The organism is Flavobacterium granuli, assembly GCF_900129705.1.
Lineage (GTDB): Bacteria > Bacteroidota > Bacteroidia > Flavobacteriales > Flavobacteriaceae > Flavobacterium > Flavobacterium granuli.
In genome coordinates, this window is record NZ_FQWO01000006.1 from 15569 (window position 1) to 30062 (window position 14494).

Here is a 14494-nt window from a genome sequence, read left to right on the forward strand (position 1 = left end):
GGAATGACACTTATAATGTTTCTTTAAGCCATTTGTAAAACTCTCCTTGCCAAACTTGGGCATTTTGTGGTTTTAAAACCCAATGATTTTCTTCTGGGAAATAAAGGAATCTGCTTTTTATACCACGCAATTGTGCCGCCTGAAAAGCTTCTTGTGATTGACCAATTGGTACTCTGAAATCTTTTCCTCCCTGAATGATTAAGATAGGAGTGTTCCATTTGTCCACTAAATTAATAGGGTTGAATGTAGTGTATGTTTTTTGAGCGGCTGCATTGTCTTTTTCCCAATAAGGACCTCCAAAGTCCCAGTTGTTAAAGAAAACTTCTTCTGTAGTTCCAAACATACTTTGCGTATTGAAAACACCATCGTGAGCGATAAATGTTTTAAATCTATTATTGTGTATACCGGCTAAATAAAACACAGAGTAGCCACCATAGCTGGCACCAACGCAACCTAAACGAGATTTGTCAACATACTTTTCTTTAGCAACATCATCAATCGCTGAAAGGTAATCATCCATTACTTGCCCGCCCCAATCTTTACTGATTTGCTCATTCCATTCTACGCCATGTCCTTGCATTCCTCTGCGGTTTGGAGCTACCACAACGTATCCATTGGCCGCCATTAATTGAAAATTCCATCTAAAAGAATAAGATTGAGTTAAGGCACTTTGCGGTCCTCCTTGACAATATAAAAGAGTTGGGTATTTTTTTGTTTTATCAAAATTTGGAGGAAGTATGACCCAAACTAACATTTTTTTACCGTCTGTAGTGGTAACATATCTTCTTTCGGTTTTGCTTAACGCCAGGGAATTATATATTTCAGTGTTTACATTAGATAATTGTTTCCAGGTTTTTTCCTTTAAATCAAAAGAGAAAATTTCCGAAGCATGGTTCATATCTGTTCGGGTAACGATAAGGTTGTTTCCTGAGAAACCCACCATGTCATTCACGTCAAAATCACCATCGGTAATTTGATTAACATTATAAGCGATTTTGGTAAGCCCAGGGAAATTAACCTCAAATAGTTGTTTTGTTCCGTTAATTGGAGCCAAAAAGTAGACTTTTTTTCCGTCTTTGCTCCAAAGGAAACTGTCAACAGTACCATCCCAACTAGCGGTTAGGTTCATCTTTAGTCCTTTGAAATTGACAATGATGTCATTTTTATCCGCTTCATAACCGTCGCGTTTCATTTGCAACCAAGTCAAATAACCCGCTGGAGAAAATTGTGGAGCTGTGTCATAACCTAGATTTTCTTCCGTTCTATTAGTGGTTTTCCCAGTTTCTAGATTGTATTCGTAAATATTAGTGTTTGTAGAAACGGCATATTGGGTTCCCGCTTTTTTCTTACTTACATAAAAAATGCTTTTACTGTCAGGAGACCAGATGTAATCTTCGTCGCCACCAAATGGTTTTTGTGGGCTGTCGAAATTTTCATTACCCATAATATCCGTACCTACGGCATCTGGGGTAGTTTCTTTGTAGAAAACATGATTGTATTTTCCTTCGTTCCAAGTATCCCAATGACGGTAATCTAAGCCATCGTAGATTTGGACGTCAGATTTTTCCAGTTTTGGATAAAAATCCTTGCCTAAAACTTTGTTCAGTTTTACCTCTTCATTATAAACAAGGTAATTGCCATCTGGAGAAATATTCTTGTCTGTCAATAAGTCTTTTATTTCTGTAACTTCTGTTGGGTCACCACCGTTTACAGGAATAGTGTAGAATTTTGAATCTAATTTGTTTTCTTCAACCGAAGGAGTTGTTACTTTGTAAACAACATTTTTCGCGTCTTTCGAAATGCCTAAAGGAGTAACTCGACCTAGTTTCCATAGCAGCTCTGGTGTCATTACATTTTGGCTAATTGCATTTAAACTCATCATTGTCAGTGTTATAAAAAATAGTTTTTTCATAAAAGTGTTTGTTTTTTAAGGATTTAAAAGTAATGATTTTATTCTAAAAAGGCTCAGGGGATTATGTTAACTCTTTTTAATTTAAATTAGACTAAAAATATTATTTTTATAAAAATTTATCAGATGCAACTAAGTTATTGGGAATTAAAAAATTGGTTCACTGATGTGGATTACACCGTCGTAGGAAGCGGTATTGTAGGTTTGCATGCAGCTTTGCGTTTGCGAGAGAAATTTCCAAAAAGTAAAATACTGGTGCTCGAAAAAGGAATGCTGCCACAGGGTGCAAGTACTAAAAATGCGGGTTTTGCCTGTTTCGGAAGTATTTCGGAAATTATAGAGGATTTAAAATCGCATTCAGAAGAGGAAGTTTTCAATCTTGTTCAAAAGCGCTGGCAAGGCCTTCAATTATTGCGAAACCGACTTGGTGATACGGCTATAGATTTTAAATCCTATGGCGGTTATGAATTATTTTTAAAGGAAGATACTGATTGTTATGATCACTGTATCAATAAATTATCATACATAAATGAAATTTTAAAACCGCTCTTTAACACTGATGTGTTTGCGAAAGAAGGAAATCATTTTGGTTTCAACGATATTCGTGAAAATTTAATTTTTAACCCTTTTGAAGCACAAATCGACACTGGAAATATGATGCAAGCCTTGTTAAGGCAAGCTGTTTCTGAAGATATATTAATTTTAAATCAACAGACAGTAACTTCTTTTTTGGACAAAGGCAATGAGGTCGAAATAGCGCTGGATGATTTTAGTTTTAGGACAAAAAAAGTTTTATTTGCCACTAATGGTTTTGCTGATGTGTTAACCAATGGAGCAGTGAAGCCAGCCAGAGCCCAGGTTTTAATTACGGAGCCTATTCAGAATTTAGGGATAAAAGGGACTTTCCATTTGGATCGAGGCTATTATTATTTTAGAAATATTGGCGATAGAATATTGCTGGGTGGAGGAAGAAACCTTGATTTTGAAGGAGAAACAACCACTGTGTTGGCACAAACAGAAATTATTCAAAATAAATTGGAACAATTATTAAAAGAAGTAATTTTGCCCAATAGAGATTTTAAAATTGCCCATCGCTGGAGCGGTATCATGGGTATTGGCGCTAGTAAGAGTCCTGTAGTTTCGCAATTATCAGAAAATGTGTATTGTGGAGTACGATTAGGCGGTATGGGAGTGGCAATAGGAAGTTTAATAGGAACAGAATTAGCAGATTTAGTATAATGGCAACAAAAATTACACAAAAGAAACCCACTAAAAAACCAATTAAAAAAGAAACAACTGGCTTTATGAGTAAGTTAAGTCGGTTTTTATTTAAAATGGTTTTATGGTTCTTCGGACTCTCTTTGTTTTTTGTGGTGCTGTATAAATTTGTGCCGGTTCCCTTTACACCTTTGATGGTTATTCGTGCCATTGAAAATAAAACTGCCGGTAAAGAAGTGTACTTTAATCACAACTGGGAACCTTTGGAGAACATCTCGGTTAATTTACAAAAAGCCGTAATCGCCAGCGAGGACGGGACTTTTTTGACTCATAATGGTTTTGATTTTAAAGCGCTGCAAAAGGCCTATAAAAATAATGAAAGAGGGCGCAGGATAAAAGGCGGAAGTACTATTTCGCAACAAACAGCCAAAAATGTATTCTTATGGCAGGGACGAAGTTACCTGAGAAAAGGATTAGAGGCTTATTTTACGGTTTTAATCGAATTGATTTGGGGCAAAGAGCGCATCATGGAAGTGTATCTGAATAGTATCGAAATGGGCGATGGGATATACGGTGCTCAGGCTGCTGCTGAACATTGGTACCGCAAAGACGCTGCTAATCTTACACCAATGCAAGCTGCCGGAATAGCTGCAATTTTGCCCAGTCCAAGAAAATATAGAGCAACTAGCTCTTCAACTTATATCAATAATAGAAAGGCCAAAATTGTTCGGATCATGAGAACGGTTGGAAAAATCAATTATTAGATGGCATTTAAAAAAGTCCTTTGCTTCTTGATACTATTGGTTTCCAGCCTTGCTTTGGGTCAGGCAAAAACGATAGAAATAGGGATTGTAACGGATAATGATTTGTATACTTCTTCTAAGAATGATATGTATTATACTAATGGTTTGGAGGTTTTTTATAGGCATTTAGCCAAAGAGAAGGGACCGAAAATCCATAAAACAATTTCGGAATTTAGAGTGGGACAATATATTTTTAATCCCAGAAGTATCAAATCAGAACCAATTGAAAAAAACGATCGCCCCTTTGCCGGTTATCTTTTTGCCGGAGCCGGAAAATCTTTCTTTTATGAGAATCACTCCCTGCTTAAGGTGGATGTTCGATTAGGATTTATTGGTTCTAATTCATTTGCCGAAGAAATGCAAAGAGGATTCCATTATTTTTTTAATTATGAGTCGGTAGAAGGCTGGAAACACCAAATTAGGAATGCAATAGTAATACAGTCTCATTTTTTGTTTTCCAAAAAAATATTTTCAGAGCAAGATACGCCCGTTATTGATTTTTATTCCCAAACAAAGACTGATTTGGGAATAGCATTTACAGGAATCTCGACAGGATTTTTGACTCGAATAGGCTTCAAAAAATTAGTACCTATTTATGATTCTAATTTTTATGGAGCTTCTGCCAATAAAGATGCTCGCCAAATCAAGAGTGAGTTCTATTTTTATATTATGCCGAGTATTAACTTTCAATTGTACGATGTGACAATTCAAGGAAGTCTTTTTAATGATAAAAGTCCGGTGACTTATGATTTAATACCTTTTCGGTTTAATGGTGAAGCAGGTTTGAAATATCAAAAAAATAACCTCAATTTGTCCTACGCCTTTATTTACAAAGGAAAGGAATTAAAACATGATGTTAATACGGGATATTTTTATGGATCAATTGGAATTTCCTATTTGTTTGACTAATGCGGTGTTAAGCTAATCGCGATTAATGTTAGTTTGTAAGGGAAAATTAGAATTAAGAAACCACATTTTCTTTGGTTATTTTGTCCATAATCAAAGCAATCGCACCATCCCCCGTCACATTACACGCGGTTCCAAAACTATCCATTGCAATGTATAAAGCAATCATTAGTCCTATCATTTCTTCGTTAAATCCCAGTGCTGATTGCAAAATTCCTACCGCAGCCATAATTGCTCCCCCAGGAACACCCGGAGCCGCAACCATTGTAATGCCTAACATAAATATAAAACCGGCAAAGAGGGTAAAATCAAAGGGCATTCCTTGTAAAATCATAAGCGCCATTGCACAGGCAGTAATTTTCATAATACTTCCGGATAAATGAATGGTCGCACATAACGGAATTACAAACCCTGCAATTTTTTCTGAAACACCATTTTTTAAAGTTTGCTCTAAGGTAACCGGAATAGTAGCTGCAGAAGATTGTGTGCCCAATGCAGTGAAATAAGCCGGCATCATTGTAAGTAATAATTTAAATGGATTCTTCTTTGTAAGCACACCGGCAACAGTGTATTGAAGAAGTAACAATATAAGGTGTAAAGCAAAGATTATCCCGATTATATTTATAAACACAGAAAGAATTGAAAATACCTTTCCGCTAAAAGACATACTTGCAAAGATACCCAATATGAATAATGGCAATAGGGGAACAATTACGTTTTCTATCAATTGCATTATAATCTTTTCAAAATCTTTGACTACTAATTTTAGGCTTGATTTTTCTTGATAGGATAGTCCCAGGCCAATAACAAAAGCGAAAACTAAAGAGGTCATAACATCTAGAGCAGGTGGAATGCTAATGCTAAAATACGGTGCCAATTCCGGAGCTGAACTTCCAATTTGAGCTACATTATTTACATGAGATTCTAAAAGTTGAGGAAATATACCTGAAGCGGCAAAATAGGTCATAAAGCCCGAAAATAATGTCGAAGCATAGGCTATAGCAGCGGTAAGCAAAAGTAATTTACCAGCGCCTTTTCCTAAATCGGAAATCGCCGGCATTATTAATCCCATTATGATTAAAGGAATAGAGAAATTTAAAAACTGCCCAAAAAAAGCATTAAATGTTGTAAATATTCTGTTTATCGATTCCGGTAAATACAGTCCGAAAACAATACCTAGGACAATGGCAAGAAAAACTTTAAAGAGTAAGTTCGAAAATATATGCTTCATAATATGTGCTAATTAGTAAAAAACGGTAAAGGCTTTAATGTAGATTGTTTTTTTTAAGTTGGCGAATATACAGCCAATGTTGAGAACAAGCGCGCTATGATTCCATTTTTTTCATAATTAACATTCTTAAACCTTAGTATATTAATGGTTTGTTATGCCTAATTGATTTTTTGTAAGAGATTATTTTAAAGAAAAGTGTTCTTATCTTTATGGAAATATTTGGTTGGAATAATTAAGAGACCACATTATTTCTTTTTTGTCACATATTTTTAGTTTTAATCCATTATTATATTATATTTGCGGCATAATTGGGGGATTAGCTCATTTGGCTAGAGCGCTTGCCTGGCAGGCAAGAGGTGACCGGTTCGAATCCGGTATTCTCCACTCAGTAAAACAAAGGCTTTGCAGCAATGCAGAGCCTTTTTTTATTTTAGGAGTTTAAACAAGGATTAAATTCAAAAACGAAGGAATACTTCGTTGAAAAAACTACAGCCAAATCTTTCAAAAAGGAGGTCTTTAATCTGAATATTTTTAACTTTACATCAAAACTTATCTAATGACTTCACAAAATTCAAATGGTTCGCTTACGACTTCTATCGACAATAAAGTAGCAACAATTCAATTTACACATCCGGCCAGCAATTCGTTTCCGCGTCATTTATTGGATCTTTTGACGACTGAATTAAATAAAATTAGTGATAACGAAGCTGTTTCTGTAATTGTTTTGAAAAGCGAAGGTTCAGGGGCTTTTTGTGCCGGAGCTTCTTTTGATGAACTTCTGGCGGTGACTAATCTGGAAGAAGGTAGGCATTTTTTCTCTGGATTTGCGCATTTGATTAATGCGATGCGCCGTTGCAGAAAAATAATTGTAGGACGTATACATGGAAAAACAGTTGGCGGTGGCGTTGGAATAGCCTCGGCCTGTGATTATGTTTTTGCCAGTAAGAACGCTTCGATCAAATTATCGGAGTTAGCGATAGGAATAGGTCCTTTTGTTATTGAGCCGGCGGTTTCTAGAAAAATAGGAAAAACAGCCATGGCCGAGATGAGCTTGGAAGCTCAAAATTGGAAAACGGCCGAATGGGCCAAAGAGAAAGGACTTTATGCGGAGATTTATGAAAATGTAGGGGATCTTGACAGCGCATTAGCTAATTTTTGCACTAAGCTGGCTACTTATAATCCTGAGGCCTTGGCCGAAATGAAAAAGGTTTTTTGGGAAGGAACTGAGAATTGGGAAACATTGCTGTTAGAAAGAGCGGCAATTTCGGGAAAATTAGTACTGTCTGATTTTACCAGAGAGGCATTAAATCAATTTAAAAAATAAAAATAAATGAAGCTTATAGCACTTGTTCAGCAAGTAAATATTGAAGAAAAATTAAAAAATGCTACTGACCGCAGTTACCAGATGGGAGTTCTTATTGGGTCCTTTATTCCGTTTGTGGTTTTAGTGGGCTTGGCTTATTGGATGTATGCTTCTGCAAAAAAAAGAGACAAAAACGGTTAATTATTCACTAAATTTGCATTCAAAATTAGATGGCAATGAGCAATATCAGGATTACAAAAAAATTTAGTTTCGAAACCGGTCATGCCTTATATGGTTATGATGGCAAATGTAAAAATGTTCACGGGCATAGTTATAAATTGTCAGTAACCGTTATCGGAAGCCCCATAGAGAATAGAAATGACGTGAAATTTGGAATGGTTATCGATTTCACCGACTTGAAAAAAATTGTAAAAGAAGAAATTGTGGATCAATTTGATCATGCCACTGTTTTTAACGAAACAACTCCTCATGTTGAATTGGCCGAAGAATTAAAAAACCGCGGGCACCATGTTATTCTGGTAGATTATCAGCCTACAAGCGAGAATATGGTTATCGATTTTTCAAAAAGAATCATGAGCAGATTGCCAGAAAACATCCGTCTTTTCTCTTTAAAACTGCAGGAAACGGAATCTTCTTTTGCAGAATGGTACGCCAGCGATAATTTATAATTCAATTTTGATCTTTCAATTTCATGCAATTAGCCAATAATAAAAAAGTATATTTTGCCTCCGATCAGCATTTTGGTGCGCCTACAGCGGAACTGAGTTTTCCCAGAGAACAGCGATTCGTGGCTTGGCTTGATGAAATAAAACAAGATGCCGAAGCTATTTTTTTATTAGGAGATTTGTTCGATTTTTGGTTCGAATACAAATCAGTGGTTCCTAAAGGATTTGTTCGTGTTTTAGGCAAACTGGCCGAAATTCGCGACAGCGGAATTCCTATTTATTTTTTCGTTGGAAACCATGATTTGTGGATGGAAGATTATTTTCAGAAAGAATTAAATATTCCGGTTTACCACGATAACAAAGAATTCACTTTTGGAGATAAAACGTTCCTTATTGGTCACGGTGACGGAAAAGGTCCGGGCGACATGGGTTACAAACGGATGAAAAAAGTATTCACCAATCCATTTTCAAAATGGCTTTTCAGATGGCTTCATCCGGATGTTGGGGTTCGCTTGGCACAATATCTTTCGGTGAAAAATAAACTCATTTCTGGTGCCGAAGACGTTAAATTCCTTGGTGAAGACAACGAATGGCTGATTTTGTATTCCAAAAGAAAATTAGAAACCAAACACTACAATTACCTCGTTTTTGGGCACCGTCATTTACCTATGAAAATTACGGTTGGCGAAAATTCAGAATACGTCAATCTGGGCGACTGGATCAGCTATTTTACTTATGGGGTTTTTGACGGAGAGAATTTTGAAATTATGAATTTCGAGAATTAATTCATTCCCACCCCAAACAAATAATCATTCAAATTAATTTTAAACAAAGTGCCTTCGACTAAGTCTTTGACGGCAGTTAATTCTTGCATGGAAACGGCCAGATCAATTTGAAGACAGGGTGTTTTCAGTAAAAACTTATGGCATTCGTTTTTTAGGGAACAGTCATCGCAGCATTTGTTTAGTGTAAAGCTTTCTTCAATGCAGCGTTTAAATTGCTCGAGTTCAAGTCTACTAAAATAAAATCCAGTTTCTCTGAAAATCAATTGTACTTTGTCAATGATTACTTCATTCTGTTTTCTCCAGTAAAATGAAGTTCCGGAATCGTTATAATATATTTGTTTGATTTCTTTCATTTGAAAAATGTTTGAAACAAATATAAGAATTATTTGTAATTATTCTAAATAAAGGATTTGAAATTACTCCTGATTCTCGTGTTCTTCGAGATCTTTTGTCAAATCCAGCTTTCTGAACGAAGGAGAGACAATCCCTGTAGTCAATACCACAAAGAGCGTCATGCTTCCGCCAAAGACTACTGCAGTAACAGTTCCCATTATTTTTGCGGTTAAGCCACTTTCAAAAGCGCCTAATTCATTTGAAGACCCTACAAACATCGAGTTTACTGCCGAGACTCTGCCGCGCATATGATCGGGTGTTTTTAATTGTAGAATCGTTTGACGAATAACTACCGAAATGCCATCGAATACACCGCTTAAAAATAAAGCAATCAGCGATACCCAAAAAATAGTCGAAAGCCCAAAAACGATAATGCAGATTCCAAAAGCAAATATGGCCGATAGCAGTTTCATTCCTGCGTTTTTACTCACAGGAATATAAGCTGTAATAATCATCGTCAAAAAAGCACCAACGGCTGGCGCTGCCCTTAGAAATCCGAATCCTTCCGGTCCTACTTTTAAAATGTCTTGGGCAAAAATAGGTAATAATGCAACTGCTCCTCCAAAAAGTACCGCTACCATGTCTAATGTTATGGCGCCTAAAACAGTCTTGTTGTTAAAGACAAATTTAATTCCTTCGGACAAACTTTGCATGACAGGTTCGCCAATTTTTGGATTTAAAATAGGCTTTTTTTCAATCTGCGATAAAGCGAGTAAGGCAAAAATGGAACAGGCAAAAACCGTACACAACGACCAATGTACTCCGATGAGGGTAATTGAAAATCCGGCGACAGCTGGTCCCACAACCGAGGCAATTTGCCAGACTGAACTGCTCCAGGTGGCTGCGTTGGGATAGACTTTTTTGGGAACGAGTAAGGCCAGCAGCGAAAAAATAGTCGGGCCAAGAAAGGCTCTGACTAATCCGCCCAGAAAAACCAAAAAATAAATAGAATACAAAATGGTTTTTGTCGAAAAATCACTCACCACAGCTGGCCAAGTCAATAAAAACAGCCCAAAACTAATTATCGAAAAAGCCAGAATGCATTTCAGTAAAAGCCCTTTTTTTTCTTTTTGATCCACAACGTGACCGGCAAACAAGGCCAATGAAATAGCGGGTATGACCTCCATCAATCCTATGATTCCCAGTGAAAGCGGATCTTTGGTAATGCTGTACACCTGCCATTCGATAATGATGAATTGCATAGACCAGGCAAAAACCATTGCAAAACGCAATAATAAGAATGTATTGAATTCTTTATAACGCAAAGCGGCATAGGGGTCTTTTTTCTTAATCTTGTCTGAATTCATTATTGGATACTTTTTAATCTTAATTGGACAGAAACTTTGCCGTTCCATTCATTTTCATCAATACTATACGCCGTTTGAAATGGTTTTTGATCACTGGTAAGATCAATTTTGTTTCCTAAGCCAAAACCGATTGCAGGAATTCCTTCGGAACCGTTCTGTTTTAGAAAAAGCTTTAAATGTTCCTCTTCTCCACCTATTTTTTTGCCATAACCCGTATCTTTTACATTTTTGGTCAAGAAAACCGGCGTCATGTTTTGTGGGCCAAAAGGTTCAAATTGTTTCAGGATTCGAATGAGTTTTGGAGTTATGTCTGAAAAATTGATTTCGGCATCAATCTCGATCTCGGGCGTAAGCAAATCGGGATGAATGGTTTCTTGAACCTGTTTCTCAAAAGCTTCTTTGAAAATCGAATAATTTTCCTCTTTCAATGTCATTCCGGCAGCATACATGTGTCCGCCAAATTGCTCCAAATGTTGTGAACAGGCTTCGAGTGCATTATACACATCAAAACCTTTTACGGAACGCGCCGAGGCAGCATATTTGTCGCCACTTTTGGTGAAAACCAGCGTAGGACGGTAGTAGGTTTCAATCAATCGGGAGGCGACAATACCAATAACGCCTTTGTGCCAATCTTCTTGATAAACCACCGTTGTAAATCGCTCTTGCTCCTGATTTTTTTCAATTTGCTGAAAAGCCTCTTTGGTTATATGTTTGTCCAGATCTTTTCGGTCTGAGTTGTATTTTTCTATTTCTGATGCAAATTGTTGCGCTTGTTCGAAATCAAATTCGGTCAACAATTCCACGGCATGAATGCCATGTTTGATACGTCCGGCGGCATTAATTCGGGGAGCGATAATAAAAACGACATCGGTAATATCTAAAGTCTGTTTCTTTATTTGATGAATCAACGCTTTAATTCCCGGTCTTGGATTACTATTGATTACTTGCAATCCAAAATAAGCCAGCACTCTGTTTTCTCCGGTCATCGGAACAAGATCGGCGGCAATGGCGGCGGCAACTAAGTCTAAATAAGGAACTAAATCGGTGATGGTTTGATTTCTGTTCGAACCTAAAGCCTGAATCAGTTTAAAACCAATTCCGCAACCACACAATTCGTCATAAGGATAGTTGCAATCCTTTCTTTTGGGGTCTAATACAGCAACGGCTTCGGGCAGTGAGTCTCCAGGTCTGTGGTGATCACAAATGATAAAATCGATATTTTTGTCTTTGGCGTAAGCCACATGATCAATCGATTTTATACCGCAATCCAGAGCTATGATTAAGGAAAAACCATTATCATCGGCAAAGTCAATTCCTTTGAATGAAACGCCATAACCTTCGTCATAACGATCCGGGATATAGGTCGCAACATGGGGATAATAGGTTTTTAAATAAGAAGAAACGAGTGAAACTGCGGTGGTTCCATCAACATCATAATCACCAAAAACGAGAATGCGTTCCTGATTTTTAATTGCTTTCTCAATTCGGTCGACCGCCTTATTCATGTCTTTCATCAAGTAAGGATCATGTAAATGGTCTAATGAAGGTCTGAAAAAAGCTTTGGCTTGTTCGAATGTTTCAATACCGCGCTGAACTAATAAAGTAGCCACAAAATCTTCGACATTTAAGGCTTGCGCCAAATGCTTTACTTTGTCTTCGGAAGGTTTGGGTTTAAGGGTCCAGCGCATTGTTTTTTGTTTAAAGTTTTATTAGTTGCTATTTTATTTCAACTTTAAAGCTTCTCCTTCAAATTTAATTCCGTCCCAGCTGTGAATCATAAAATTTCGAATATTTTGATGATCTGTTGCTGTTGGGTTTTTTAAAACATCTTCATAATAATAAGCGCCAAAACAAGCTAAAGTTTCATCTTGAGATAGATTTTGTAATTTGGCGAAAGCAAATAATTTGCAAGAGCCGGAGTTTTCGCCAGCAGCATTTGCTTGATTTCCGTTTTGAAAAGCAGTTGGTGTAAAAATATAATTTTCTTCAACTGTAGCCATGGTGTCAGTAAATGCTATTGTTTCTGGAGTTTGTTTTAGTTTCTCTAAAAAGGCTTCGATTGTCATGTTTTTAGTTTTATTCTTCGTCCTTTGAAAATTTACTTTTCTTAGGTTCTTTTGTTATTGTTTTTCCGGCCACCACAACGACAATTTCTCCGCGTGGAGCCGTTTTCTCAAAGTGAGCCAAAACTTCTTTGGCGGTTCCTCTTCGGTTTTCTTCGTGTAATTTAGAGAGTTCTCTCGAAACGCAAATTTGTCGGTCTTCGCCAAAATAAGTGATGAATTCAGCCAAGGTCTTTACTAATTTATGAGGAGAAACATAGAGAATCATCGTTCTGGTTTCTTCGGCAAGTTCTAAGTAACGAGTTTGACGTCCTTTCTTTTCGGGTAAAAAACCTTCAAAGATAAATTTGTCATTGGGCAGCCCGCTGTTTACCAAAGCAGGGACGAAGGCAGTGGCACCGGGCAGGCATTCAACAGCAATTCCATGTTCTACGCAAGCACGAGTCAGTAAAAAACCAGGATCAGAAATCGCTGGAGTTCCGGCATCAGAAATTAAAGCGATAGTTTCGCCGCCTTTTAATCGGGAAATTAAATTCTCTATCGTTTTGTGCTCGTTGTGCATGTGGTGGCTGTGCATGTGCGTGCCAATTTCGAAATGCTTCAAAAGTTTACCGCTGGTACGGGTGTCTTCGGCAAGAATCAAGTCGACCTCTTTTAGAATCCGGATGGCTCTAAAGGTCATGTCTTCAAGATTGCCTATTGGCGTGGGAACGATGTATAATTTTGACATAAATACGTTGGCGTTGAGCTTCAGCTATTGTTTTTAAAGGAATTTTTTTTCTATAATATCCATGAAACGCTCTTCGTAATCGGCTTTTCCTTCCCAGTTGTTGTAATCCGGTTTTACCATTTCTTCTATGAAATTTCTTGTTTCATAAAAGTTGTCAAACGTAATTAGTTGATTCAGCACGCGGTTGTAATCCTCATTACTGTTTCCAAAAAGGTGTTTTACGAACGCAATTTGGTCATTCAGATCAATGTTGATTCCTTTAGCAAGCTTTTCATTTAAAGACAGAGACTTTGGTTCTGCCTTTTCAGATTTGTTTTCAATAATTTGATCTGCAACTTTTTGTTCCAAAACAGTTTCTTTCACTGGTTCAAAGACAGGTGTTGGAGCAGCAGCAGGCACATCATCCACTTTTACAAAAAGAGTGTTGTTGTAATTTCCGCCTAATATATCTTCAAATGAGATTTGTACCGCCTCCGGTTTTGCAGGAGTTTTTATTTCTTCTGATACTTCAAAAGTGGAATTAACTTCTGCGGGAGTTTCTTCAATTATTTCGTCTTCTTTTTCAGTATCTTCATCCGTTTCATCAGCAAGAAGGCTCTCTTCATTTGATAATTCTACGGCATCTATTTCTTCATCGTTGTCGATTGTTTTGTCAATATTTTTCTTTTCTTTCGCTAAAGTTTCTTCGGTATCTAAAGGTTTTTTCGAGCTGTCTGCTTCAATAGCTTCTTCTGTCGGAACTTCTTCTTTTTCAATTTCCAGATCTCTTTCCTTCATTTCGGCTACAACGGCCTCTTTTTCGAAAGTTTCTTCGATTGGAGCTTCAGGAGCCAAATTGATTTCGGGAGTTTCAATAGTAGCTACAACAATTTCGGATTCATTGTCATAAAAAGATTCGATTTCTTTTTCAATTTCGGCATAGCCAATGGTAGGTTTTACTTCGCCATAATGCGCGTCCACAAAACGTAAGACAGACAGTTTTTCATATAATTTTTGAGTTTCCAAATACAATTGGTTGATGTCAGATTTATTCTTAAGTTGTAATATTCTGTGTGCAATGCTGATTAAATCGGCTTCCAATTTTTTTTTCATAACGTTTAAATTATAGTATCTATGGTGTATTTCTTTGTTGTTCTGTATTATGCGTAAGGAAGTGAGAT

General features: G+C 37.0%; 15 protein-coding genes and 1 tRNA gene. 8 read left to right on the forward strand and 8 right to left on the reverse strand.

What is annotated here, in order from left to right; translation table 11 throughout:
• Positions 1–10 precede the first annotated feature (10 nt).
• Complete coding sequence (locus BUB25_RS09345; protein ID WP_072943421.1) at positions 11–1912, reverse strand: S9 family peptidase; 1902 nt, start codon at positions 1910–1912, stop codon at positions 11–13.
• Positions 1913–2035: 123 nt separating this feature from the next.
• On the opposite strand from BUB25_RS09345, the gene BUB25_RS09350 reads away from it, so the two are divergent.
• Genes BUB25_RS09350 through BUB25_RS09360 form a run of 3 tightly spaced genes read left to right on the forward strand, consistent with a single transcriptional unit; the run spans position 2036 to position 4839 of the window.
• Positions 2036–3148, forward strand: a complete 1113-nt coding sequence (locus BUB25_RS09350) for an NAD(P)/FAD-dependent oxidoreductase (RefSeq protein WP_072943423.1) — start codon at positions 2036–2038, stop codon at positions 3146–3148.
• Entirely contained in the window at positions 3148–3891 is a 744-nt protein-coding gene (gene mtgA / locus BUB25_RS09355) for a monofunctional biosynthetic peptidoglycan transglycosylase (protein ID WP_072943425.1), read from the forward strand. Before BUB25_RS09350 ends, mtgA begins: the two co-directional genes overlap by 1 nt.
• Positions 3892–4839 carry a lipid A deacylase LpxR family protein gene (locus BUB25_RS09360; RefSeq protein WP_072943428.1) on the forward strand — a complete coding sequence of 316 codons (948 nt, stop codon included), beginning with the start codon at positions 3892–3894 and terminating at the stop codon, positions 4837–4839.
• A 52-nt stretch (positions 4840–4891) separates the two neighbouring features.
• On the opposite strand, the gene BUB25_RS09365 is transcribed toward BUB25_RS09360, so the two are convergent.
• Positions 4892–6067, reverse strand: coding sequence for a dicarboxylate/amino acid:cation symporter (locus BUB25_RS09365; RefSeq protein ID WP_072943430.1), 1176 nt, complete (start codon positions 6065–6067; stop codon positions 4892–4894).
• A 310-nt stretch (positions 6068–6377) separates the two neighbouring features.
• Here BUB25_RS09365 and BUB25_RS09370 point away from each other — a divergent pair.
• The 5 genes from BUB25_RS09370 to BUB25_RS09385 all read left to right on the forward strand — a co-directional run bounded on the left by BUB25_RS09370 (position 6378) and on the right by BUB25_RS09385 (position 8841).
• A tRNA-Ala gene (locus BUB25_RS09370) sits at positions 6378–6451 on the forward strand.
• 172 nt (positions 6452–6623) lie between these two features.
• Positions 6624–7391 carry an enoyl-CoA hydratase/isomerase family protein gene (locus BUB25_RS09375; RefSeq protein WP_072943432.1) on the forward strand — a complete coding sequence of 256 codons (768 nt, stop codon included), beginning with the start codon at positions 6624–6626 and terminating at the stop codon, positions 7389–7391.
• Between the two features lie 6 nt (positions 7392–7397).
• On the forward strand, positions 7398–7571 hold the full coding sequence (locus BUB25_RS16615; protein ID WP_170066884.1) for a hypothetical protein: 174 nt from the start codon (positions 7398–7400) through the stop codon (positions 7569–7571).
• 35 nt (positions 7572–7606) lie between these two features.
• Positions 7607–8059 carry a 6-pyruvoyl trahydropterin synthase family protein gene (locus tag BUB25_RS09380; protein ID WP_072943822.1) on the forward strand — a complete coding sequence of 151 codons (453 nt, stop codon included), beginning with the start codon at positions 7607–7609 and terminating at the stop codon, positions 8057–8059.
• Between the two features lie 23 nt (positions 8060–8082).
• Positions 8083–8841 (forward strand): UDP-2,3-diacylglucosamine diphosphatase, encoded by a 759-nt coding sequence (locus tag BUB25_RS09385; protein ID WP_072943435.1) that lies wholly within the window; start codon positions 8083–8085, stop codon positions 8839–8841.
• On the opposite strand, the gene BUB25_RS09390 is transcribed toward BUB25_RS09385, so the two are convergent.
• The 6 genes from BUB25_RS09390 to BUB25_RS09415 form a co-directional block, all read right to left on the reverse strand.
• The gene (locus BUB25_RS09390) at positions 8838–9194 is read right to left on the reverse strand and encodes a hypothetical protein (protein WP_072943438.1); all 357 of its coding nucleotides are present in this window, start codon (positions 9192–9194) and stop codon (positions 8838–8840) included. The genes BUB25_RS09385 and BUB25_RS09390 overlap by 4 nt on opposite strands.
• Positions 9195–9257: 63 nt before the next feature.
• Positions 9258–10541: an MFS transporter gene (locus BUB25_RS09395; protein WP_072943440.1), complete on the reverse strand. Its 1284-nt coding sequence runs from the start codon at positions 10539–10541 to the stop codon at positions 9258–9260.
• Positions 10541–12229 (reverse strand): single-stranded-DNA-specific exonuclease RecJ, encoded by a 1689-nt coding sequence (recJ, locus tag BUB25_RS09400; protein ID WP_072943442.1) that lies wholly within the window; start codon positions 12227–12229, stop codon positions 10541–10543. Before recJ ends, BUB25_RS09395 begins: the two co-directional genes overlap by 1 nt.
• Before the next feature lie 33 nt (positions 12230–12262).
• Positions 12263–12607 (reverse strand): HopJ type III effector protein, encoded by a 345-nt coding sequence (locus BUB25_RS09405; RefSeq protein WP_072943445.1) that lies wholly within the window; start codon positions 12605–12607, stop codon positions 12263–12265.
• A gap of 10 nt (positions 12608–12617) precedes the next feature.
• Entirely contained in the window at positions 12618–13334 is a 717-nt protein-coding gene (rsmI, locus tag BUB25_RS09410; RefSeq protein WP_072943448.1) for a 16S rRNA (cytidine(1402)-2'-O)-methyltransferase, read from the reverse strand.
• A gap of 33 nt (positions 13335–13367) precedes the next feature.
• Positions 13368–14426 carry a hypothetical protein gene (locus BUB25_RS09415; RefSeq protein WP_072943451.1) on the reverse strand — a complete coding sequence of 353 codons (1059 nt, stop codon included), beginning with the start codon at positions 14424–14426 and terminating at the stop codon, positions 13368–13370.
• Positions 14427–14494: the final 68 nt, after the last annotated feature.